Raw genomic sequence first — 23,589 nt, 5'->3', positions numbered from 1 at the left:
CGCTAATATTATAATTCGTCGTCTTCGTTCTGCTCTTCTTCCTCATCCTCATCTTCTGGTACATAGGCCAGAATTTCCTTGCCGATAGCATTCACTTCTTCATCTTCTCCAAACAAAGGTAATGCAGTCTCAGGATCCAGTGTCAGCCACTGCGAGTCTGTATCTTTCAGGATATGACGGTATTCCTTACCATCCTTAAAAACAACATAAGTATCATTTCCTTCTGGAAATATAGCGTAGTCGATTTCACCTATAGTAATATCAAATGGTTGTTGCATGATTATTCTTTAACCGGGTATATAAATTGATAATTATTAATTCGTTGTTTTCAGCTTATTGATAAACGCAATGAATTTTGAATCTGCATAATTGGCAGCCCCTGCTTCATTGTAAGAAATCCTTCCTTCTTTATCAAATACGACTGTTGTAGGTAATGACCCCTTGAAGAGTATTTCAGGAATTTCGCTGTCTACCGCGTAAACAGGTAATTGATACCCCTTTTTATCCATAAATTTTTGTGCTTTAGGCAATTGACTATCTGCATCAACCAGAATGAAAACCACATCTTTATCATTCTTGAATTTTTCATGCAAAGCATTTACACCCGGCATCTCAGCCAGGCATGGAGGACACCAGGTTGCCCAGAAATTAAGAAAAACGACTTTCCCTTTTAATTCTCCCAAGTCAATGACCTTTCCGTTGATATCTTTAAATTTAATTCCAGACAAATCACCGGCAGCATTAACCTGTTTATCCACCAGCTTAGTATCGGGCCTGAAAAACCCAATTTTCATTAATCCTTCCATCACCAGTGCTTTTGCAGGTGGTACAAATAGCAGCACCAGGAATAATATAATCAGAATCCCGTTAAAAATATTCTTTCGGTTAAGAATCTTATTCATGATGATATAATGTTTATAAAATTAATCCTATTTTGCAATAGTCAAAGCCCGGAAGAAGCAAACAACAGAAACGGAATAAATCATTATAGTGGGCAATGATAGCTTTTAAGCTTCTGCTATTAACCCCAATACTATACAGTGAAGAAAATTATTCCGTTAATACTCTTGCTAAGTTCAGCTTTAGCCTGCACAAACAAAGATACGAAAATGGAAACTTATAAATGGCCCGCAGCAAAAGCGCCGGTAGCAGAAATCAAACCTAAAGAGCGTGTTCTGCACGGTGATACAGTAACCGACAATTATTACTGGATGATTGATTATTTTAAAAAAGGGCCGGACAGTACAAAAACGATCGATTATCTCAACGCTGAAAATGCTTACCTCGACAAGATGATGAGTGGCACAAAAACGTTACAAGCGAGTCTCTTTAAAGAGTTAAAAGGCCGTATCAAAGAAAAAGATGAGTCTGTTCCGGTATTTAAAAATGGATATTTCTATTATTCCAGAACTGAAGAAGGAAAACAGTATTCCAAGTTTTGCCGCAAAAAGGGAACACTGGACGCTAAAGAGGAAATTCTGCTTGATATTGATGAACTGGCTAAGGGACTTCCCTACTATTCAGCTACCGGGTACAGTATAAGTCCTGATAATAAACTGCTTGCTTATGGAGTTGATCAAGTTTCCAGACGACAGTATACTATTCTGATCAAAAACCTGGAAACCGGTGAGCTATTAAAAGATAGTATTCCTAACACAGAGGGTGATGCTGTTTGGGCAGCAGACAATAAGACCTTGTTTTACACTTCAAAAAATGCTAAAACCCTGCTTAGTGAGAAAATCAAAAAGCATAAACTTGGAACAGCAGCCACTAAAGATATTGTTGTTTATCAGGAAAAAGATAAGTCCAACTATATTGGTGTGGGTAAGTCAAAATCCGGAAAGTATATTTTCATCTATTCTTCTGCTACTTTATCTGCCGAAGAGAGATTGATCCCTTCAGATCAGCCTGATGCTGAATTCAAAGTATTCCAACCGAGAATTAAAGATGTACTCTATAATGTAACTGCTTTAGCCGATAAATTTCTGATCTTAACCAACTGGAACGCCAAAAACTTCCGTTTAATGGAGTGCCCGCTTGATCAAACAGGGAAGGAACACTGGAAAGAGGTAATTCCGCACCGCAAAGACGTCCTTTTGGAAGACGTGGAGGGTTTTAAAGATTTTATTGTGATTTCAGAGCGTAAAAATGGACTCGCCCAGTTGCGCATCCGCAAATTAAACGGCGCTGAACACTACATAGATTTCGGTGAGCCTACCTATAATGCTTCCGTTGGTAATAATCCTGAATATAATAGCGAAAAGCTTCGCTATATCTATACTTCCATGACTACACCGGTATCTGTTTATGATTACCACATGGATACTAAAGAAAAGCAGCTGATGAAGCAGCAAGATATTGTAGGTGGCTATAATAAGGCTGAATACACCACAGAGCGTCTTTATGCGGCCGCCAAAGACGGCACAAAGGTTCCAATCTCACTGGTCTATAAAAACGGGCTTAAAAAGGATGGAAATGCGCCTTTACTCCTTTATGCTTATGGTTCATATGGCAGCAGTATGGACGCCTCTTTCTCTTCCGGCAACCTGAGCCTGCTGAACAGAGGTTTTGTTTTTGCCATTGCACATATTCGCGGTGGACAGGAAATGGGCAGACAATGGTACGAAGACGGAAAACTGATGAAAAAGATGAATACTTTCACTGATTTCATTGACTGCGGAAAGTTCCTGATTGAAAAAAAGTATACAAGCTCAGCGCACCTTTATGCACAGGGTGGTAGTGCGGGCGGCTTGCTGATGGGCGCGGTAATTAACCTTGCACCTGAGCTGTGGCATGGAGTGATTGCCCAGGTTCCGTTTGTAGACGTAGTAAATACCATGCTTGATGAGAGTATTCCGTTAACTACAAATGAATTTGATGAGTGGGGAAATCCTAAAAATGCCGATGCTTATCATTATATGAAAAGCTACTCTCCATATGAAAACATTGAGGCGAAAAGTTATCCAAACATGCTGGTCACTACCGGCCTTCATGATAGCCAGGTTCAATATTTCGAACCTGCCAAATGGGTTGCAAAGTTAAGGGCAACTAAAACTGATAAAAATGTGCTGCTGCTGAAAACAGATATGGACTTTGGACATGGTGGCGCATCCGGAAGGTTCGATTATCTCAAAGATATCGCGCTGAACTATGCTTTCCTGTTAAGCCTGGAGAACATCAGTAAATAATAAAAAACCCTGTTTTCTGTATTTTCCTAAAGGACTTTACAGAAAACAGGGTTATTTTCAGCAAGGAGCAAAAACTCCTTCGTTAGTTAGATCAGTTCAACGCTTCTGTTAACAAATGCAGTTAATTCAGCACCAGTAAGCATTCCTTGAGAAAGTAAAGCTAAATCTACAGCCTGTTTAGCGAGCGCACTTTGCTCATCGCTATTTTCAATCTGTAAAATTTTATTCACCAGCTTATGGTTACCGTTGATCGCAACTTTATAGCTATCCGGCATGCTACCATAAAAACTCATTCCACCGCCCATTTGAGCCATGTCCTTCATTCTTCTCATGAATTCATCCATAGTTACTGTAACAGGGAATTCTTCTGGATGTAAGCCAACAATTTCCACCTGGAAACCTGGTTTAACAATTGCTTTCTCAAAAACGTCTTTCACTTTTGCAGATTGCTCATCAGTCAATACTGATTCTACAGCCTCATCTTTTTCAATCAGTTTACTTGCAACACCAGAATCAACACGTTTCAACAGTGTTTTCTCTAATTTCTGCTCTAAAGAGGTCACAAAGTGATTATCGATTGCTGAGTTCATCAACAGGACATCGTAATCTTTTTTGTTTGCCGACTGGATAAAACCATCTTGTTTAGCAGGGTCGTTTGTATAAATATAAACCACCTGACCATTTTTATCAGTCTGGATATCTTTTACTTTTGCATGGTATTCATCAAGCGTAAAGTTCTCATTCTTAGTGTTGGTTACTAGAGCGAAATCTTTTGCTTTATCATAAAATTTCTCTTCACTAACCATTCCGTATTTCACGAAAAGACCGATATCGCCCCATTTCTCTTCATAAGCCTTACGGTCCTTATTGAAAAGTTCACCTAGTTTATCAGCTACTTTCTTAGTGATATAACTGTTGATTTTTTTCACATTGCTATCTGCCTGAAGGAAACTTCTGGAAACGTTTAATGGAATATCAGGAGAATCGATTACACCATGCAATAACATTAAGAATTCAGGTACAATATCTTTTACTTCATCAGTAATAAAGACCTGGCGGCTGAATAACTTGATTTTGTTGCGTTGCATATCAAAATCGTTCTTCACTTTAGGGAAATATAAAACACCCGTTAAGTTGAAAGGATAGTCAACATTCAGGTGAATCCAGAATAAAGGATCTTCTCCGAAAGGATATAATTGTTTGTAGAAATCAAGATAGTCCTTATCTGACAAATCAGCAGGTGCTTTAGTCCAGATCGGATCAGTGGTATTGATAATGTTATCAGTTTCAACACTTACTGTTTTAGGCTTCCCTTCTTCATCTTCACCGTCAGGAATCTCCTGAGTTTTTGTACCGAATTTAATTGGTACTGGTAAGAATTTACCATATTTATCTAAGATCTCTTCTAATTTATGCTGACTAAGGAATTCAGCAGATTCTTCATTGATATGAAGGATAATTTCTGTTCCGCGTGTAGTACGTGAACCTTCAGTAATTTCATAAGAGGTACTTCCGTCACAAACCCAGCGTGCTGGCTCTGCGCCTTCCTGATATGATAAAGTCTGGATTTCAACCAGATCAGATACCATAAATGCAGAGTAGAACCCTAACCCGAATTTACCAATAATCTCATTGGCATCTTTAGCGTCTTTAAATTTCTCTACAAATTCACTTGCACCTGAAAAAGCAACCTGGTTGATATATTTCTTAATCTCTTCAGCGGTCATTCCCAATCCATTATCACTGATTGTGATTGTCTTTTTTTCCACATCAAGCGCAACTTCTACTAAAGGATTGCCCAACTCACCGTTGTATTGTCCTAATGCAGCTAAACGTTTGATTTTTTGTACCGCATCAACCGCATTTGAAACCAGCTCACGCAGGAATATCTCATTGTCTGAGTACAGGAATTTCTTAATAATAGGAAAAATGTTTTCGGTATGTATGGAAATACTCCCTTTTTCTTCTATGCTCATATGTTAACTCATTTTTAAGTACATATCGTCTTTATCAAGGGATGTTCCAATTTCTATTTAGTTGTCAAATTGACAGTCTGATTTAATTTTCGTAAGCTTACTCTGAAAATTATAGCTTCAGCCAGACATATGAACATGGACCTCTATAAAAAACTACATACCGAAGGGCTCATCAGTGCGCAAACACTGGAAAAGGTGGTGGAAAAAGATAAAAACCCTTTATTCTCTTTACACTGGGAACTGAAAACTCTTTTATACCTGGGTGTCACACTTTTAAGTACAGGTCTGGGAATTCTGATCTATAAAAATATTGATACCATTGGTCATCAGTTCATCTTATTGTTTATAGCAGCGATCTGCATAGGCAGTTTCTTATACTGCATTAAAAACAGAAAACCTTTTAGCAGGGAAAAAGTCAAATCTTCCAGTTCCTTTTACGACTATATCTTATTATTGGGTTGTCTGAGCATGCTGAGCTTTCTTGGTTATCTTCAATTTCAATACCATGTTTTTGGTGATAATTATGGCCTTGCAACCTTTATTCCTATGCTCGTGCTGTTCTATGTAGCTTATGAATTTGACCATATCGGTGTGCTGAGTATGGGCATTACCAACCTGGCTATCTGGCTGGGCGCTGCTATTACACCATTTGCAATGCTTTCAAATGGGCTTTACAGCAGTAATCCTTTAATTATCCCTTATCTCTTTTTAGGACTGCTATTGTTAACTGCTGCTTATCTTTCTGAACAGTATAACTTCAAAAAACATTTTAAATTCACTTACCAGAATTTCGGAGTGAATATCTCTTTTATTGCACTTTTCACTGGTTATTTCAGTTTTTATGAGCATCCTTTAAGTTTTCTGTGGTTAATTACCGTATTTATACTGGCTTTCATCTTATACCGGGATGCCTTAAAAAATAAATCTTTCTATTTTTTGCTGCTGGTTATCTTATATGCTTATGTAGCAATTAGCACGCTTGTAGTCAGGGTGCTGTTCAATATAGATTCAGAAGCTGCTTTTGTGACAGTATTACTCTATTTTATCGGATCGGCGATCGGTTTAATCATGGCATTGATCCGGTTGAATAAAAAAATTAAAGAGATATGATCATCTACAATAAAACATGGCTGACCAACCTGAATATACAAGATCAGGTTAAACCCTATCTGGCTGCGGGTGACCTGACCAAAGAGGAATTTAAAAATATTGAAAAAGCTTATCCGGTTGGATTTTATTCTCCCAATATCTTTGTCAGAACAGGACTATTTCTGTTAACCTGTGTGATTGCTTTATTTGGAGGCTGTTTACTGACTTATATCTGCTGGGACCTGCTGGCAACTTCCCATAGTGGTGCATGGGTGCTTTTTTTAGGCCTGATCAGTTATATCACGCTTGAAGTAGTTGTGAAAAACAAACATCATTTCAGAGCTGGCACTGATGATGCTCTGATCTGGATTTCTGGCGGCCTGTTTTGTGTCGCCTTTACCTGGCTCACATTCACGATGGACTGGGATATTAATACCAGCATGAATACGGCAATCTCTATAACTGGTTTTACATTTTTCCTGAGCTTATTCCTGGCGTTAAGGTTTGCAGACAGTCTAATGGCCTTATTTTGCTTTTTAACGGTATTGGTACTGTCCGTACTGCTAGCGATTGCACACCTTTCTTTTGGTAAGGCTATACTTCCATTTTTAGTTATGCTGATTTCTGCGCTGGTTTATTATTTTTCCCGGGCTAAAAGCAATAGTCCAAAATTCATTGATTACCAGCATTGTCTCCGCTTTGTGCAAACAGGCAGCTTACTCACTTTATACCTGGCTGGCAATTATTATGTAGTTCAGGAAATGGGCAATGAACTCTATGGCTATACCACTCTCGGGCCATACAAAGTTCCTTATCCAGTCTTTTTCTGGCCATGGACTATTCTTGTCCCTTTTATCTATACCGGCCTGGGCCTTTATAAAAAAAATGTGATTCTACTGCGTACAGGACTGATTCTTATCGCTATAGCTGCAGTTACTTTTAAAAATTACTATCATGTACTGCCTATAGAGGGCACACTTGTTTTAATTGGGCTGGTTACCCTTGGAGGTTCTTATTGGGCAATCAGCTATCTTAAAACACCTAAAAAGGGGTTTACTTCCGAAGAGCTGATTGAAGACACGATCCCTGGCGGCGTTAATGTGGAGTCACTGATTATTTCAACCACCCACCTGGATGCGCCTTCGGGAACAGAGAGTCGTTTTGGTGGAGGAGATTTTGGCGGCGGCGGTTCTTCTTCAAATTTTTAAGAAAGAATATTACAATTGGTTAGCAATGTTCTTCTGTATCTTTGCATAGAATGGAATATAATGTACACACCCTGCCTAATGGCATTCGTCTTCTTCACGTGCCCTCTGCATCAGCAATCTCTCACGCTTGTATTATTATAAATAGCGGTTCACGTGATGAGACTGAAAGCCAGGCCGGACTTGCCCATTTTATTGAGCATTTAATTTTTAAACGCACAGAAAAAAGAAATACAAACCAGATCCTGAACAGGCTGGAAAGTGTTGGAGCAGATTTAAATGCCTATACGACCAAAGAATATACCTGTATCCATGCTTCTTTTTTACACCCTTACCTGGACAGAACGCTCGAACTTTTCAATGACATTGTATTCCACTCTACTTTTCCGGAAGAGGAAATGGAAAAGGAAAAAGGAGTGATCTTAGATGAGATCGCATCTTACCTTGATCAGCCTGAAGAAGCTATTTATGATGATTTTGAGGATATGGTATTTGCAGATCATTCCCTGGGCAGGAATATTCTGGGAACGACTGAAAGTGTAAATCAGCTTTCTCAACAGGATATTAAAGATTTTATAGCCGCTAATTACCATACAGATAAAATTGTCGTTGCTGTTCTGGGTAACTATTCTTTGCCTAAAGCCGTTAAAATATTCACGAAGTATTATGAGGAAATTCCTCAGAATCTACATCAGGACAATAGAAAAGCTCCTGCTAAATCACCAGTGATTACCCGCATAGATCAAAAACCGATTATGCAGGCACATACCATGATTGGCTCTACAGCTTATTCTTTACACCACCCTTTTAAAACTGGCCTGCTATTGTTGAATAACCTGCTATGTGGTACTGGAATGAGTTCTATCCTGAATTTACAGATCAGAGAAAAACATGGGATTGCTTACAGCATAGAATCGGGATACAGTCCTTTAAGCGATACGGGCATTTTTACCTTATATTTTGGCACCGATAAGGAAAAAGTAAACAGGGCACAATCGCTTATTTACAAAGAGTTTAAAAAGATCAGAGAAAATCCTTTAACAGAAGTACAGCTACAAAAAGCCAAGAATAAATTCATCGGACAAATTGCCCTTGGAGAAGAAAACAGAATAGGATTAATTGTTTCCATGGCAAAAAGTCTGATTGATTACAATAAAATAGATAGCCTGGAGACTGTTTTTCAAAAAATACAAGCCGTAAATACACAGGATATGGCACAGATTGCAGATGAAATCCTGGATGAAAAAAACCTCAGCGTCTTAACCTTTTACCCTTTAGCTTAAGAGCCAGTTTGAAACAGGCACTAATATTTGTACTTTTGTAATATACTTTGTTACTGCCAGTAAGCAGTGACAATATAAATACATATTGTGTGTATTTAAACAGGTCAAAAAAAATTAGATAGATGAAATTACCAATTATAGCTTATGGAGATCCGGTTTTAAGAAAAGTATGCGAAAGCATAGATGAAAACTATCCGGATTTACAAAAACTAATCAGTAATATGTTTGACACCATGTATGCAGCAAGTGGTGTTGGTTTGGCTGCGCCACAGATTGGTTTGCCAATCAGACTGTTCATTGTGGATACTGGTGAGGATGAAGACGGAAAGCAAGGGTTCAAAAGAGTATTTATCAATGCTGTGATTTTGGAAGAAACCGGTGAGCCATGGGCTTTTACCGAAGGATGCTTAAGTATCCCTGAAATCAGAGAAGATGTATTACGCAAGCCAAATATCAGAGTTCAGTATTATGATGAAAACTGGGAATTGCATGAAGAAGCTTTGTCTGGTATGCCTGCACGTGTGGTACAGCACGAATATGACCATATAGAAGGTAAATTGTTTACCGATACCTTAAGTCTGTTGCGTAAAACCATGCTGAAGTCTAAACTGGATTCAATTTCAAGAGGAGATATTCACGCAGATTACAGAATGAAATTTCCAAAACAGCGCAACAAGAAACGCTAGTTATTATTGTTTTGTCTGCTTTTATCCCCACTAAAAATCTGTTGCATGAGTTTGCCCCAGGCAAACGGATTTAATAACGGGTTAGATTGTACCAGATTTTTATTCAGTTCTCTTTCCTGATCTATACGGAAATTAGTTGAAGATATCTCTCCGGCATCCCTGGGGAGATATTGAATTTTCCCGTTAATGGAGCGTGAAGACATGTTCTTCCGCGCAATTTCCATATCATCATCAGCAACTTTCATCGCCAGAAAATCTTTCGTGAATTCTTCCACAGTAGCCCATGGATAAACACGTACTGCAGGAAGATAAACAATCTCTGATTTCATTTTCACCATTGCTGTATACTTTGAATCTTTAACATCCTGCGGAATAAGAACCACTTTGTCAGTGTATCCAATTGCATTATAAATCAAAGTATCTCCCGGATGGGCTACAAAAGAGAAATAGCCTTTATAATTGGCAGCATAACGCTGATCCTGGTTAGTTTTATTCGTTATAGTCACATAAGGGACAACAAAACTACTGTCCCTGTCTGTTATAATACCAGAAAATTGGATCAATTTCTTTCCTGAAGGCGTTTGTTGTGCAAACAGCCCCGCAGTAAAAAAAATCAAAACGACCGTAAAGATGTATTTCATCGTACAAAAATAACTGTAATTCTTACAGTGACTAGTTAAATTTTGTTAAATGGCTAAACTGATTCAGTCAGGTTAATAGCTTCAACCGCAGTAATTTGCGGTACCGCTTTCATAATAGCCTGCTCGATTCCTGCTTTCATGGTCATAAAACTCATTTTGCAAGATCCGCAGTTCCCCAGTAATTTCAATTTAACGACATTATCCGGCGTAATTTCTTCTATCGCAACATCACCACCATCAGCCTTAAGATAAGGACGGATAGTTTCTAATGCTTGTTCTACTTGTTCTTTTAAATCCATGATATATTTTAAAATATAAATTTACTAATTTTTTAGCAATCTGACCGCAAGGCATTATTAATTGCAATCTGTTGTGCAATCTTTCCTGCCATTTCTGAAAATGCAATTGAGGTCTGACTCTCTTTATCCATCGCAATAGGCGTACCACTATCTCCGCCTTCTGTAATGCCTTGAACAAGAGGTATTTCTCCTAAGAAAGGTACATCAAAAGAAGCTGCCAAAGCCTTTCCGCCGTCTTTCCCAAAAATATAATACTTGTTTTCAGGCAGTTCTGCCGGCGTAAAATAAGCCATATTCTCAATTACGCCTAATACCGGGATATTAATGCCTGGCATTCTGAACATCGCAAGCCCTTTTCTGGTGTCTGCTAAAGCTACTTGTTGCGGAGTTGTCACGATTACCGCACCTGCAATCGGGAAACTTTGGGTAATAGTAATATGAATATCCCCGGTTCCAGGAGGAAGATCCACAATCAGGTAATCCAGCTCTCCCCAATCCGCGTCATTGAACAATTGTTTGATTGCATTGGACGCCATTGGTCCACGCCATGGTACAGGCTGGTCAGGATCGGCAAAAAAGCCTAATGACAATAACTTGATACCATATTTTTCAATTGGCAAAATCAGCGTTTTTCCTTCTGCTGTTTCTCTTGCACTTGGCTTGGCACCCAAAAGACCAAACATTGTCGGCACCGAAGGACCATAAATATCCGCATCAATTAAACCAACTTTAGCTCCGTCTGCTGCCAGGGTAACAGCAAGGTTACTCGCTACAGTAGATTTTCCTACTCCACCTTTACCTGAAGAGACTAAAATGATATTTTTAATATCTTTCAGCTGGGTAGTATCATTTGGCCTGGTTACTCTTGAAGTAATTTTTATATTTATTTCTGCCTCTTTGTCCACAAAATGTCTGATAGCATTGAAGCAGGCATTTTTAAGCATATCCTTCATTGGACAGGCTGGAGTGGTCAGTTCTAAGGTGAAACTAATTTTTTTATCTTCGATGCTCAGCTCTTTAATCATGTTCAATGTAACCAGATCTTTTTTAAGATCAGGGTCTTCGACATTTCTTAAAGCAGCTAAAACTTGTTCGTTGCTAATATTCATTGCCCAAAATTAACAAAAGGACGTTACAATTAATTGATTTTAGGCTTTTTAAGTGTAATTTTAACACGAAATAAACATTTGCATTTAGCGTTAAGCAATTAAACATCTATTTTACAGCATGCGTCTTCCAAAAATAAACATCCCTAAAAAATACATCAAAGCAGGTGCATGGGTTCTAGGGGTATTTCTTGTATTAATTGCCATCCTTGGTTCTATTGCTTATAGCAAAAGAGAAGCTCTACTCAAAAAAATGATAGCTAAGGCTATCCTGAAGGCGGATACTGATTATGGATTAGCCATAAAAATTGAGAGTGCCGGCTTTAAAGGACTGAGCACTGTACACATGAAAAACATTTCTGTAGTTCCTAAAGACCGGGATACGCTATCTACAATTGCCGATCTTACTATTGGCGTCAAGTTATTACCCTTACTTTTCGGAGATGTTAAACTTGCTGAAGTTGGCTTAAATACGGGTAAAGTCAGCATCGTACTGAAAGATAGCCTGACTAACCTTGACTTTATTCTCAAAAGGAAAAAGAAAGATAAAAAAGATAATAAAGCAAAAATAGATCTGAGTGAAATTGCGCATGATATCCTCAACCAGGTACTGAATAAAATCCCGGATGACATGGAGATGAAGAACCTGGTATTTACATTGAATGATAATGATACCGCAAAATTAAATTTCCTGACTACAACAGCTACAATTGACGGGGGAGATTTGAAATCAACCATTCTGGTCAATAACGATCAGGCAACCTGGCACATTAATGGCAAACTGAAGCCGGGTAAAAAACAAATGGATGTGCTGTTCTTTGCGGATGGTAAAAAAGTTGAGTTGCCTTACCTGGAGAATAAACTGCATGCAAAACTGAGTTTCGATACGGTTAGAACCGAAATGAGAAGCGCTGAATACAGTGGTGATAATTTTAAGATCTCCGGCTCATGGTCAGTTAAAAATCTATTGATTAACCATACTAAGATCGCCTCTAATGATATTATAGTTAAGAACGCCAAGATTGATGCAAATATGTTAATCGGGCCAAATTTTGTGGCTTTGGACAGCACCTCGACTGTTTTCCTTAAAGATGCAGCAATCCATCCTTATTTGAAATATACGCTGTCGCCAAACAAAATTTATGAAGTGAAGCTTCATGCTGACGAACAGGATGCACAGGCAGTTTTAAATGCTTTTCCTGAAGGTTTATTCGAATCACTGGACGGATTACAGGTTAAAGGGAAGATTAAATATGATCTTAATTTTTACCTGGACAGCAGTACACCAGATAGCTTAAGGTTCAATTCTACACTGACACCCTATAATTTCAAAATTGTCAGGTGGGGTAAGCTAAATCTTCAAAAGATCAATGATACTTTTGTATATACCCCTTATGAGTATGGAAAACCGATGCGTGATATCACAATCGGACCTTCTAACCCTAATTACACCCCGCTTTCTGAAATCTCCAGTAATTTCAAAAATGCATTGCTGACTTCTGAAGACCCTTCATTCTATACACATAAAGGTTTCGTTGAAGAGTCTATCCGTAAATCTTTCGTGATTAATTTCAAAGAGAAGAAGTTTGTCAGAGGAGGAAGTACGATTTCAATGCAGCTGGTAAAAAATGTATTCTTAAGCAGGCAAAAAACGCTTGCACGTAAAGCGGAAGAAATCCTGATTGTCTGGTTGATCGAGAATAACCGCCTGGTTAGTAAGCAGAGAATGCTTGAGGTCTACTTCAATATCATTGAAATGGGTAAAAACATTTATGGAATAGGTGAAGCATCACGCCAGTATTTTGGAAAAAGCCCGTCACAATTGAGTATTGGCGAAGGTATATTCCTGGCTAATATTGTTCCGCGCCCTAAAATAGCGATGTTCAAGTTTCGGGGTGATGGCGGATTGAAAGACTATATGCTGCCTTATTTCAGGTATATGGGCAGGATTATGGCTAAACGTGGCTTAACACCCGCCGACACCAGTGGTTATGGTTTTTATAACGTAAGATTAAGAGAAGGTTTACGCCGTTATTTGCTGCCAGATTCGGCAAAAGTTGACACTGCTGCCTTTGATACAGATACTGATACGCCTGTTAAAATGCAGGATGAATCAAAAAACATTTTTGACAGGTTATTTGGCAGGTCTAAAAAAGAGAAGGATACTGCAAGCAAACAATTAACTGTACAGGATACCGTAAAAAAAACAAGAAAAGAACTGCGAAGGGAACGGCGGGAAAAACGACGTCTGGAAAAAGAAGCCAGTTAACTTCGCCTTAAAGAAATGATGAATACGATAGAAGTTGGAGACAGAAAGTTCGGGATATCGATCACGAACGAACGCATTATTGCGCGTACAAAAGAAATTGCAGCACAAATCAATGCTGAATATAAAGATAAGCGCCCCCTTTTTATCGGCGTATTAAATGGCAGCTTTTTATTTATGGCTGACTTGCTTAAGGAAACAGAAATTCCTTGTGAAGTCGCTTTTATGAAGGTTTCAAGCTATAAAGGCGGACTTACCAGCAGTGGAGAATTGAAAGAGATATTTGGATTACCGGATAATCTGGAGGGCCGCCACCTGGTTTTAGTAGAAGACATCGTGGATACAGGCCTGACCCTAAAATATATATTAGAAAAGGTTTATTTGCAGCAGCCTGCTTCAGTACGTGTTTGCAGCATGCTTTTCAAGCCAGAAGCCATACTATCACCAATTAAAGAACTTGAATATGTAGGCTTTGAAATCCCGAATGAATTTGTAGTAGGCTACGGCCTGGATTATGATGAACTGGGGCGGAATCTTAAACACATTTACCGTACAATTTCCTGATCGTGATTCTTTAGCTTGATTCCCATAAATTTTTCACAATTTTGCATCAAACATATTTTATATTTAAATGACAATACATAAAGAAGGTTATACAACCATCGCACTCTCTCTCCTTTTTATCTTCGTCCTTAATGCCATTATTGACTACAGATTTGCTGATGTCACCTGGTTAAGGTGGGCAGTGTATATTGCTTCATTCGCTTTATTTATTACTATTCTTCAGTTTTTCAGAAATCCATCCAGACCATTCGTGACTGGCGGAAACCTGATCATCTGTCCTGCTGACGGAAAAGTTGTCGTAATTGAAGAAACTCAGGAAAATGAATATTTCAAAGACAAAAGATTACAGGTTTCGATATTTATGTCTCCTGTAAACGTACATATCAACAGAAACCCAATTGCTGGAGTAGTTAAATTTTTCAAATATCACCCTGGAAAATATCTTGCCGCATGGAATCCGAAATCTTCTACCGAAAATGAGCGTACAACAGTTGTCGTAGAACACGCAAACGGAACACCGGTATTATTCAGACAAATTGCAGGAGCGCTTGCCAGAAGGATTGTATGGTACGTGAAAGAAGGTGATGTAGTGGAACAAAGTAAAGAATTTGGCTTCATTAAGTTCGGCTCCCGAGTAGATATATTTCTTCCTGTTGGGACAAAAGTTAACCTGGAACTGAACCAGGTGGTTAAAGGCGGTATTACTGTCCTTGGCGAACTCGTTTAGTCCCCGGGAACTAGAAAAACAAAGCGGGTCAATCCTTGTGATGTACAGTACATCACAAGGATTGACCCGCTTTGTTTTTATCCGGTATAGTTCAATTTATCCTTATTAAACACTCCTGATTACTTTGATAAGAGATCGGTCAACGCTTCAGTGGAATTTTTAGGGGGAGGAAAGATCCTGATTTTTCCAGGCTGGCTACTTTGAGGAAAGTGCTCTGATGCCTTTGGGTTTCCATTGTTTGTTTCCTTTTGCCCGGTACAGAACTTTTGAAACAACCAGTACTCCAAACTGCTGCTTTAAAAATGAAATCGTCAAGGATTTCCTTTGAAAATTTACCCGTTAAACTTCCCATAATAAATATCATTTCACCAATGTAAGCCATTAGCTTTAAAGATTATCCTGATGCGTAAAAAATGTCCGTAATTGTCCGCAGCTGTCTGCAATTGTCCGCTTTGTCCATGGGTTAGTCAAAGGGAAAATTATAATTTCATTAATCTTCAACTAGTTATGGTTGGGTTGTGCCTGAGTGATGGTCGGGATGACACCAGGTTGAGAACGGGCTGTAAGCATGTCGAGTCCATGTTGTTTCAACTAGTTGTTTTGACTTGGACTTGCCATGCTCTCACGTTACTTTAGCATTGCTCTTACCCTAACGAGTACTCAGGCAATACTCAGGCAGTACCCGGACGATATAGCTTTATGATTTAGCTATTTTGAATTTATTTACGAACAGCCCGGCCTTGTTTCCCCTGAGTAATTCCCAGGCAAATTGAAAGCTTTCAGCGCAACTTCCAGCGGCATAAGAGCATCCGTGACAGCAAATACTTTCTGTTTAGCGTGTCAAAATTTATGCTTAAAAAAGAGCCTGATCCAAAAGTTTATGACTTGATCCGCTTGTTTTTCCACCAGACATTGTATAGCGGGAGTAATAAAGGGTACCAGCCTGTAAAGGATGAGCAGAATGCTATACTGGGATAGGCACAAACAAAAAAACCTCCCCGAGAGAATCGGGAAGGCCTATATATTTTGTAGAGAAATTAAACTCTCTTAGACTTGATACGAGCTGCTTTACCAGTCAATTCACGAAGATAGAACAACTTAGCTCTACGCACCTTACCGTGACTGTTAACTTCAATTTTAGCGATGTTTGGCGAATTAATTGGGAAGATACGCTCTACTCCAACTCCATTAGACATTTTACGAACAGTAAACGTCTCATTAGCACCTACGCTGTTACGTTGTAAGACTACACCTTGGTAAATTTGAACACGTTCTTTATTACCTTCGCGAATTTTATAGTGAACACTCACTGTATCTCCTGATTTGAATGCAGGAAACTCGTTCTTTGCGATTACCTGCTCTTCAACAAATTTTACTAAATCCATGATTTTAAGCTATTAAGCCGACTTTTTGTTGTTTAAAATCGGACTGCAATATTATGAATTTTATTTAATAAAAAAAAGTGATTCTTATTTTTTTTCAACATTCTTTACGAAATCCACAATAATAATTCTTTTTTTTATTTCTCAACAGGTATTAAATTACCCTTATCATTGGCCTTTAAGCAATTGCACGAGGCTTTTTCCATTCATTTTTGTGTTTTCCAGTGCTCCGCTTTCTGCATCAAATAAAATTTCCATGAGTTTAACTTTTTCATAAGGGATGTCCTGGGCCTCGCCAATTTTTATCCTTCGGTAATTATGAAATGTGTTCATCGAAATATTCAACAATTTGGGAATCATTTTCATTGCAAACTTATATTCCTTAACAGTAAGCTTGTCTAAGAAATAATTGATCTTATACTTATCTATACTTTCACTCATTCTTATTGAATTTATTTACACGATTTATAAAGACCCGCCAACCAGGTCACGAATATTATTTCGTAAATATATAAATAATTTCATATGCAAATAAATAATAAGGTAAATAAATTATTTATTAAAGAATTAAAAGATTTTACAGAGAATAATTTTACAAAAAAGGACTAATCTTCAAGCAGATCGGGCCGACGCTTCAGCGTACGCGCCAGAGCCTGCTCATGCCTCCAGTTATTAATCTTTAACTCATGTCCGCTCAAAAGAATTTCAGGCACCTGGTGACCTTTATAATCCGCTGGACGGGTATATAACGGAGCATCAAGCAGTCCGCCCTGAAAACTATCGCTCAAAGCGGAGGTCTCATCATTCAATACACCAGGTATTAATCTGACAATAGCATCTACAAGAACTGCCGCAGGTAATTCTCCGCCAGATAAAACGTAATCACCAATAGAAACTTCACGTGTTACATAAATATCCCGGATCCGCTGGTCAATTCCCTTATAATGGCCACATAAAATGATTACATTTTCCATTCCTGATAATTCATTGGCCATAGACTGGTTCAACGTTACTCCGTCCGGCGTCATGAAAATAATCTCATCATATGTCCTTTGCTCTTTTAGCGCATCTATACAACGCGCAAAAGGCTCAATTGACATCACCATGCCACTGCCACCACCATACGGATAATCATCAACACTACGCTGTTTGTTTGTCGAGTAATCTCTCAGGCTGTGTACTACTATTTCAGCAATCCCTTTAGTTTGTGCACGCTGCAAAATAGAATGCGCGAAAGGGCTTTGCAGTAAGTCAGGTAAAACTGTTATGATATCAAAACGCATGGCATCAAATTAATTAGACAGGTAAATATCAAGCAGACCATCCGGAAGATCAACAAGTAATGTACTGGCATCTTCGTCAATCTCCACAATCATATCATCATTTAGCGGAAACATGATTTCCTTTTCCTGATAAGAAACCGTAGCTACGAACTGTTGAGGATATTCATTGACTTCAAGAATTTCTCCCAGCTCACCATGAGTTTCATCTGTAACCACAAACCCAACAAGATCAGTATAATGAAAATCATCATCATCCCTGTTAGGCATCTTGCTGATCGGCAGATAAACCTTTTTCTTTAACAGAGGCTGTGCTTTGTCTATATGATCAATATCATCCAGGTAGATATTTCCAGTGCTGTTAGGCTGCATTTTAAACGCCGAAACGAAAAAAGGAACCATCTTGCTATTCATCTCTGCAAATATAACGTCAAGCTCAAGCAGCCCCGGTTCATCATATTCAAAGTACAATTGAAGTTCTCCCTTTAATCCCTTTGTTTTAGTAAAATACCCTATATAAAATGCCTCTTCGTGCGTCATTAAAATCTAAATCAATTATTACGTTAAATAAAAATAGCGAAGAAAACCTTCAGATGAAGGATTCTTCGCTATAATTAAGAATTACAAATTACTATGCTTGTTCTTCTTTTGTTTCTTCTGTTGCAGGAGCTTCTTCAGCTGCTTCTTCAGTTACAGGAGTTTCCTCTGTTTCTTCAGCTGCAACTTCTTCTGCTACCGGTGCATTTTTCAATGCGATAGCAGCACCACGGTCTGCATTTTTCTTAGCTTCAGCAGCAAGAGCAGTTTTCTTAACTTCATCTTTAGATTTAGTCAGGCTGTCTTTTTTACCTTCGATTTTACTGTCTTTAGCTAAAAGCCACTCAGCAAATTTAGCTTCTGCTTGTTCTTCAGTTAAAGCGCCTTTTTTAACACCACCTTGTAAGTGTTTTTTGTACAAAATACCTTTGTGAGATAAAATAGTACGGCAAGTATCCGTAGGCTCAGCACCTTTGTTTACCCAGTCTAATGTTTTTTCGAAATTAATTTCAATAGTAGCAGGATTGGTGTTTGGGTTGTATGAACCTAAACGCTCAATAAATTTACCATCTCTCGGTGCGCGTGAATCCGCTACCACTACGTGGAAAAAAGGTTTGCTCTTTTTACCGAATCTTTGCAATCTGATTTTAGTTGCCATTTCTTTATAAGTTTATGTATTCAACATAGTTCCCGGAGCTGCATGCTAGCGGGGATGCAAAAGTAAGTAAAATACTAATGATAAGCAAGATGCCGCAAAATTAATATGTGCTGCCCGTGAACAGCACTTATTAATTTTTATAAAGAGAGAATCTCTACAAGCTTTAACCACACCGGACTTACCTCTTCCGCATCGATGTGCTTGATCGCATGATCAAAAGGAGTAAACAGGATTTCTTTATTGATCTGACCGACCATACCGCCCGATCTGCCTTCCAGCAAGCCCTCTACAGCTGCAACACCAAATCGGCTGGCCAGTACCCGGTCCATACAACTTGGCTTACCGCCACGTTGAATGTGCCCAAGAACAGAGACACGAATATCATAGTTAGGGAAGTTCTGTTTTAGCACTTCACCTACATTAAAAGCCCCGCCAACTTCATCGCCTTCTGCAACAATTATAATTTTAGAAGCTTTATCTTTCCTTCCGTATTCTAATCTTTTGATCAATCCTTCTACGCCCATATTGGCTTCAGGAATCATAATTGCTTCTGCGCCTACACCAATTCCACTTCTTAAAGCGATCAGTCCGGAATCCCTGCCCATGACTTCAACAATAAAAAGTCTGTCATGTGATTCTGCCGTATCCCTGATCTTATCAATAGCATTCACTACTGTATTAATTGCAGTATCATAACCAATTGTAAAATCTGTTCCTGCCAGATCATTGTCTATAGTGCCCGGCAAACCAATCACCGGAAAATCGAATTCACTGGTAAACAGGTTTGCTCCTGTAAAAGTACCATCGCCACCAATCACAACCATTGCATCAATATCGTGCAGTTTTAACTGGTCATAAGCTTTTTGTCTTCCTTCTTTAGTCCGGAAGTCATCACTCCGGGCTGTTTTAAGAATGGTACCGCCACGCTGTATAATATTCGCTACGGATTTCCGGTCCATGGGGATAAAATCTCCATTAATTAAGCCTTCATATCCTCTAAGTACTCCTGAAACATTTAAATCATAATATATCCCCGCTCTGACTACTGCCCTTATGGCAGCATTCATACCGGGTGCGTCTCCCCCTGATGTTAATACAGCTATGTTTTTAATTTTATTCATTATTTCTTGGATGCTTTAAATTTATCGAGTCCGCTTTGCAAATAAGCGGCATATTCTTTCGCGTCAAAAATTGCTCCCTGCGGGGCAACTAAAGGAACCAGGTCATGTCCGCCAAGGACATAAAAAGGCTGTGAATTAGAATTATAGGTTGTTGCCTGGAAATCACCGTTCCAACGCCCCAGATCATCTGTGGTAGTCCTTAAAATTTTAGAGTAATGTACTTTTTCCGGCGGCATTTTTACAGACCGCTCATCTACATATAATTGTATAAGAACATATTCATCTTTAATTAAATGACCCACCTGCGGATCTATCCATACTTTATCTTCCATTTTCCGGCAGTTTACACAAGCATGTCCCGTAAAATCTATGAGTACTGGCTTATTTACTTTTTTTGCATAGGCCAGGCCTTCATCCAGATCGAAGAATGCATTAAAACCATGCGGAGGATGTAATACATCATTATATTTAACTACCGCCGGAAAATCAGACGTTCCCTGCGAGCTTCCGCCATTATTTCCACCCAGAATAAAATCCTGTGTATTTAAAGGAGGTGCTATTCCACTTAAAATATTAACCGGTGCTCCCCAGAGACCAGGAACAAGGTACATCGCAAAAGAGAAAGAGAGGATAGCGAAAAACAATCTTGGAACAGAAACATAAGGGACATCACTGTCATGTGAAAACTTAATCTTTCCAAGAATATAAATACCCATCAGGAAGAAAATTACAATCCATAAAACCAGGAATATCTCTCTGTCAAACCACTCCCAGTGCCAAACCAGGTCTGCTGCAGACAAGAATTTTAAGGCCAGTGCAAGCTCAAGGAATCCAAGACAAACTTTTACACTGTTTAACCAGCCACCCGATTTAGGCATACTGCTTAAGAAACCAGGGAATATAGCTGATAAGGTAAAAGGTAGTGCCAGAGCCAATGCGAACCCAAACATTCCTATTGCAGGAGCAAGAATTTCACCCTTTGAACTCGCCTGTACTAACAATGTTCCAATAATAGGACCTGTGCAGGAGAATGAAACAAGCGCCAAAGAAGCCGCCATAAAAAATATTCCTCCTAAACCTTTAGTGTCATCCGCTTTCTGATCAATTTTATTCACAAAAGAACTTGGTAACGTAATTTCAAAAGCACCGAAAAACGAGATTGCAAAAACTATCAGCAGAATAAAGAAAGTAAAGTTAAACCATCCGCTGCTACTCAATTCATTTAATTTGGCGGAACCAAAAAGCAAGGTGATCAATAACCCGAAGGCCACATAAATGACAATAATAGAAAGGCCATAAATTACCGCCTGTCCAATTCCCTTTTTTCTGCTGCCGGCTTTTTTAGTAAAAAAACTAACTGTAAGCGGCACCATTGGGAAGATACAAGGCATTAAGAAGGCAATAAAACCGCCGATTAACCCTTGAATAAAGGTTTGCCACAATGTTTTCTCCTGTTCTGTTTGTTGTATTTTCTGCGCCGGTTTAACTATAGCAGCAGCTTTTACAGTGTCCTTTTTAACACTATCTTTAACGATAGCATTTGAAGCACTGTCTGCCGCAGATCCAATTTCGGTAAACTGGATATCATCGCTTACCACAGTAGAATCATGGCTTTGTATGAAAGCAAAACTCTGGCTGGAATGCATTAAAAGCATTGTAAGCACCAAGCCAAGCATTAAAATTAACTTTTTCATTCTCATGTTTTTTAACCTGATTGGGTATTACCCTTTTCTATAAGGCTGTGAAATTACTTATAATTTCTTGTTTAAAAAGTTTTGAATTACCGGATTGCCAATATTTTACTATACTTCGATATTCGGCAGAAAAAGACAAAAAAAAAGAGCGCCAGAATTTCTGGCGCTCTTTAATACTTATCGTAAATCTATTTGACCTGTACAGAAAACTTCACTTCATCAGGAGGAAGACATTTCGTAGCATCACATACCATAAATTCTATGGTACCAGTTACAACTGTTGCTGGTTTGTTTAATTTAATTTTTTGCTGAAATACAACCTGATTCTCAAAATAGCCAACATTCATATCAAAAACCTTCTCAAATTTAGAAAGGGCTTTAGGTTCTGCGGTAGTTCCCACTTTAGTAAAATCTTTTGACGGATTAAACTTAATCGTTGTTTTAACAGGACCTCCTGGCTTCACTGTTTGAGAATAGATGTGCCATCCATCCTGAATAGTTGCTTTAAGATAAACAATGGCTTCTGTTTTACTGATCTTTTTTTGTGCATAAGACCAGGTTACAGGATTCTCGATCTGAGCAGAAGCTCCAAGAACCGTAAAAAACAATAAGGCAAATACTAAGGTTATTCTTTTCATGTTTATAAATTATATTACTGTGAGTATGACTGATAATTTTTAGGATGGTTTAATAAACTCAATCTCTTTAAAGTTATACATCTTTAGTCCGTCAATGGTTTCTAAACTTAACATTCCATTTTCGCCTACATCTACAATTTTCCCTTCAATTATCTCGCCATTTTGTCTGTAATTGGCTTTTACGTTAAATTGATAAAGATAATTCAGGTATTCATTCCGCAGATTGCTGTAGTTCCCTGCTTTGAGTTTTAAATATCCAGCCTCTATATGACTGCAAATTTCTGCTAAAAGCGTTACTAAATCAACATGCCGGTGTAAAATTTGATAGATTGAACCCGCACGCTGCTGTAACTCTGTTTCAAAAACTTCCTGATTTACATTGATTCCGATTCCTACAATACAAGCCTTTATATGGCTTCCAGCTACGATATTCTCTACTAACATCCCGCCTATCTTTTGATGTCCAAAATAGATATCATTAGGCCATTTAACCGATAAACCTGTACCAATAATACTTTCCAGTGCTTTCTGAATTGCAATACTGATAGTCATATTCAAGTTAAATTGCTCCCTGAGCTGTATAAACGATGGTCGCAGAAGAATACTAAAAGTGAGGTTTTTACCTGGCTCAGCATGCCATTTACTCCCTACCTGGCCACGGCCTTCATATTGATTCTCTGCCATAATAACAGTTCCTTCGGGTAATGGCTCGGAATTTGACACCATCCTTTTCAAAAAATTATTGGTAGAATCAACCGCTAATAATTTGATAAGATTTTGACCAACAAATAGTGTTGAAAAAGTGTTATTTTGCAATAGTTGATTTTATAGTTGTTATTTATCAAAAATAAAACATTTTAATGGTAAAAAAGAAATTAGTAAACCTTTCTACCTACCTTTCAGAAATAGCCGTTCAAGGCATGCAGGAAAAAAAGGGCCACGATATAGTCCGTCTGGACTTAAGAGAATTAAATAGCTCTGTATCAGATTATTTTATAGTTTGCAACGCAGACTCGTCGACACAAGTGAAAGCTATCGCAGATAGTGTAGAAGACGAAATTTACAAAAACACAGAAGCCACACCGTGGAGAAAAGAAGGATTAGAAAACGCAGAATGGATAATCCTGGATTATTTTGATGTTGTTGTTCATATCTTCAAAACTGAAAAAAGAGATTTTTATGGGATCGAAGATTTATGGGGCGACGCACAAACAACTTCTTATCAAAGCGCATAACCAGTTACAACCTT

The 23,589-nt window shown here is 38.4% G+C and carries 26 protein-coding genes; 10 read left to right on the top strand and 16 right to left on the bottom strand.

Annotation, left to right across the window (positions count from 1 at the left end):
* Positions 1-8 precede the first annotated feature (8 nt).
* Together AB3G38_RS17065 and AB3G38_RS17060 are read right to left on the bottom strand one after the other, a co-directional pair.
* Complete coding sequence (locus AB3G38_RS17065; RefSeq protein ID WP_367865032.1) at positions 9-278, bottom strand: hypothetical protein; 270 nt, start codon at positions 276-278, stop codon at positions 9-11.
* 36 nt (positions 279-314) lie between these two features.
* Positions 315-902: a TlpA family protein disulfide reductase gene (locus tag AB3G38_RS17060; protein ID WP_367865031.1), complete on the bottom strand. Its 588-nt coding sequence runs from the start codon at positions 900-902 to the stop codon at positions 315-317.
* Between the two features lie 207 nt (positions 903-1,109).
* Here AB3G38_RS17060 and AB3G38_RS17055 point away from each other — a divergent pair, with 207 nt between their 5' ends.
* Positions 1,110-3,188: a S9 family peptidase gene (locus tag AB3G38_RS17055; RefSeq protein WP_367865030.1), complete on the top strand. Its 2,079-nt coding sequence runs from the start codon at positions 1,110-1,112 to the stop codon at positions 3,186-3,188.
* 86 nt (positions 3,189-3,274) lie between these two features.
* Here AB3G38_RS17055 and htpG read toward each other — a convergent pair whose 3' ends face one another.
* Positions 3,275-5,164 carry a molecular chaperone HtpG gene (gene htpG / locus AB3G38_RS17050; RefSeq protein WP_367865029.1) on the bottom strand — a complete coding sequence of 630 codons (1,890 nt, stop codon included), beginning with the start codon at positions 5,162-5,164 and terminating at the stop codon, positions 3,275-3,277.
* 129 nt (positions 5,165-5,293) lie between these two features.
* Between htpG and AB3G38_RS17045 the strand changes: the two genes are divergently transcribed.
* The 4 genes from AB3G38_RS17045 (at position 5,294) to def (ending at position 9,427) form a co-directional block, all read left to right on the top strand.
* On the top strand, positions 5,294-6,274 hold the full coding sequence (locus tag AB3G38_RS17045) for a DUF2157 domain-containing protein (RefSeq protein WP_367865028.1): 981 nt from the start codon (positions 5,294-5,296) through the stop codon (positions 6,272-6,274).
* Entirely contained in the window at positions 6,271-7,461 is a 1,191-nt protein-coding gene (locus AB3G38_RS17040) for a hypothetical protein (protein ID WP_367865027.1), read from the top strand. Before AB3G38_RS17045 ends, AB3G38_RS17040 begins: the two co-directional genes overlap by 4 nt.
* 50 nt (positions 7,462-7,511) lie before the next feature.
* The gene (locus tag AB3G38_RS17035; protein ID WP_367865026.1) at positions 7,512-8,741 is read left to right on the top strand and encodes a M16 family metallopeptidase; all 1,230 of its coding nucleotides are present in this window, start codon (positions 7,512-7,514) and stop codon (positions 8,739-8,741) included.
* Between the two features lie 122 nt (positions 8,742-8,863).
* Positions 8,864-9,427, top strand: coding sequence for a peptide deformylase (gene def, locus AB3G38_RS17030; protein WP_367865025.1), 564 nt, complete (start codon positions 8,864-8,866; stop codon positions 9,425-9,427).
* On the opposite strand, the gene AB3G38_RS17025 is transcribed toward def, so the two are convergent.
* From AB3G38_RS17025 to AB3G38_RS17015, 3 genes are read right to left on the bottom strand one after another with little or no spacing between them, the layout of a single operon-like run.
* Complete coding sequence (locus tag AB3G38_RS17025; protein ID WP_367865024.1) at positions 9,424-10,068, bottom strand: hypothetical protein; 645 nt, start codon at positions 10,066-10,068, stop codon at positions 9,424-9,426. The genes def and AB3G38_RS17025 overlap by 4 nt on opposite strands.
* Before the next feature lie 53 nt (positions 10,069-10,121).
* The gene (locus AB3G38_RS17020; protein ID WP_183869288.1) at positions 10,122-10,367 is read right to left on the bottom strand and encodes a NifU family protein; all 246 of its coding nucleotides are present in this window, start codon (positions 10,365-10,367) and stop codon (positions 10,122-10,124) included.
* A gap of 32 nt (positions 10,368-10,399) precedes the next feature.
* Positions 10,400-11,476, bottom strand: a complete 1,077-nt coding sequence (locus AB3G38_RS17015; RefSeq protein WP_367865023.1) for an Mrp/NBP35 family ATP-binding protein — start codon at positions 11,474-11,476, stop codon at positions 10,400-10,402.
* A gap of 118 nt (positions 11,477-11,594) precedes the next feature.
* Between AB3G38_RS17015 and AB3G38_RS17010 the strand changes: the two genes are divergently transcribed.
* From AB3G38_RS17010 to AB3G38_RS17000, 3 genes are all read left to right on the top strand, one after another.
* Positions 11,595-13,742: a transglycosylase domain-containing protein gene (locus AB3G38_RS17010; RefSeq protein WP_367865022.1), complete on the top strand. Its 2,148-nt coding sequence runs from the start codon at positions 11,595-11,597 to the stop codon at positions 13,740-13,742.
* Between the two features lie 15 nt (positions 13,743-13,757).
* The gene (gene hpt / locus AB3G38_RS17005) at positions 13,758-14,303 is read left to right on the top strand and encodes a hypoxanthine phosphoribosyltransferase (protein WP_367865021.1); all 546 of its coding nucleotides are present in this window, start codon (positions 13,758-13,760) and stop codon (positions 14,301-14,303) included.
* A 67-nt stretch (positions 14,304-14,370) separates the two neighbouring features.
* Positions 14,371-15,030, top strand: a complete 660-nt coding sequence (locus AB3G38_RS17000) for a phosphatidylserine decarboxylase family protein (protein WP_367865020.1) — start codon at positions 14,371-14,373, stop codon at positions 15,028-15,030.
* 139 nt (positions 15,031-15,169) lie between these two features.
* Here AB3G38_RS17000 and AB3G38_RS16995 read toward each other — a convergent pair whose 3' ends face one another.
* Positions 15,170-15,412: a hypothetical protein gene (locus AB3G38_RS16995; protein ID WP_367865019.1), complete on the bottom strand. Its 243-nt coding sequence runs from the start codon at positions 15,410-15,412 to the stop codon at positions 15,170-15,172.
* Positions 15,413-15,879: 467 nt separating this feature from the next.
* Between AB3G38_RS16995 and AB3G38_RS16990 the strand changes: the two genes are divergently transcribed.
* Complete coding sequence (locus AB3G38_RS16990) at positions 15,880-16,008, top strand: hypothetical protein (RefSeq protein ID WP_367865018.1); 129 nt, start codon at positions 15,880-15,882, stop codon at positions 16,006-16,008.
* 59 nt (positions 16,009-16,067) lie between these two features.
* On the opposite strand, the gene rplS is transcribed toward AB3G38_RS16990, so the two are convergent.
* From rplS to AB3G38_RS16945, 9 genes are all read right to left on the bottom strand, one after another.
* Positions 16,068-16,415, bottom strand: a complete 348-nt coding sequence (gene rplS, locus AB3G38_RS16985; RefSeq protein ID WP_041883657.1) for a 50S ribosomal protein L19 — start codon at positions 16,413-16,415, stop codon at positions 16,068-16,070.
* 165 nt (positions 16,416-16,580) lie between these two features.
* Positions 16,581-16,853 carry a hypothetical protein gene (locus AB3G38_RS16980; protein WP_367865017.1) on the bottom strand — a complete coding sequence of 91 codons (273 nt, stop codon included), beginning with the start codon at positions 16,851-16,853 and terminating at the stop codon, positions 16,581-16,583.
* A gap of 164 nt (positions 16,854-17,017) precedes the next feature.
* Positions 17,018-17,695, bottom strand: a complete 678-nt coding sequence (gene trmD, locus AB3G38_RS16975) for a tRNA (guanosine(37)-N1)-methyltransferase TrmD (RefSeq protein ID WP_367865016.1) — start codon at positions 17,693-17,695, stop codon at positions 17,018-17,020.
* A gap of 9 nt (positions 17,696-17,704) precedes the next feature.
* On the bottom strand, positions 17,705-18,232 hold the full coding sequence (gene rimM, locus AB3G38_RS16970; RefSeq protein WP_367865015.1) for a ribosome maturation factor RimM: 528 nt from the start codon (positions 18,230-18,232) through the stop codon (positions 17,705-17,707).
* 91 nt (positions 18,233-18,323) lie between these two features.
* The gene (locus tag AB3G38_RS16965) at positions 18,324-18,887 is read right to left on the bottom strand and encodes a 30S ribosomal protein S16 (RefSeq protein ID WP_367865014.1); all 564 of its coding nucleotides are present in this window, start codon (positions 18,885-18,887) and stop codon (positions 18,324-18,326) included.
* A gap of 137 nt (positions 18,888-19,024) precedes the next feature.
* Entirely contained in the window at positions 19,025-20,008 is a 984-nt protein-coding gene (gene pfkA, locus AB3G38_RS16960) for a 6-phosphofructokinase (RefSeq protein ID WP_367865013.1), read from the bottom strand.
* Positions 20,008-21,702 carry a protein-disulfide reductase DsbD family protein gene (locus AB3G38_RS16955; RefSeq protein WP_367865012.1) on the bottom strand — a complete coding sequence of 565 codons (1,695 nt, stop codon included), beginning with the start codon at positions 21,700-21,702 and terminating at the stop codon, positions 20,008-20,010. Before AB3G38_RS16955 ends, pfkA begins: the two co-directional genes overlap by 1 nt.
* A 188-nt stretch (positions 21,703-21,890) precedes the next feature.
* Entirely contained in the window at positions 21,891-22,340 is a 450-nt protein-coding gene (locus AB3G38_RS16950; protein ID WP_367865011.1) for a protein-disulfide reductase DsbD domain-containing protein, read from the bottom strand.
* Positions 22,341-22,379: 39 nt separating this feature from the next.
* Entirely contained in the window at positions 22,380-23,066 is a 687-nt protein-coding gene (locus tag AB3G38_RS16945) for a biotin--[acetyl-CoA-carboxylase] ligase (protein WP_367865010.1), read from the bottom strand.
* 134 nt (positions 23,067-23,200) lie between these two features.
* Here AB3G38_RS16945 and rsfS point away from each other — a divergent pair, with 134 nt between their 5' ends.
* Complete coding sequence (rsfS, locus tag AB3G38_RS16940) at positions 23,201-23,575, top strand: ribosome silencing factor (protein ID WP_068404664.1); 375 nt, start codon at positions 23,201-23,203, stop codon at positions 23,573-23,575.
* Positions 23,576-23,589: the final 14 nt, after the last annotated feature.

The sequence above is a fragment of the Pedobacter sp. WC2423 genome (assembly GCF_040822065.1).
Lineage (GTDB): Bacteria > Bacteroidota > Bacteroidia > Sphingobacteriales > Sphingobacteriaceae > Pedobacter.
Note: the sequence above shows the minus strand (reverse complement) of the source record. Positions and strands in the feature narration are given on the sequence as shown.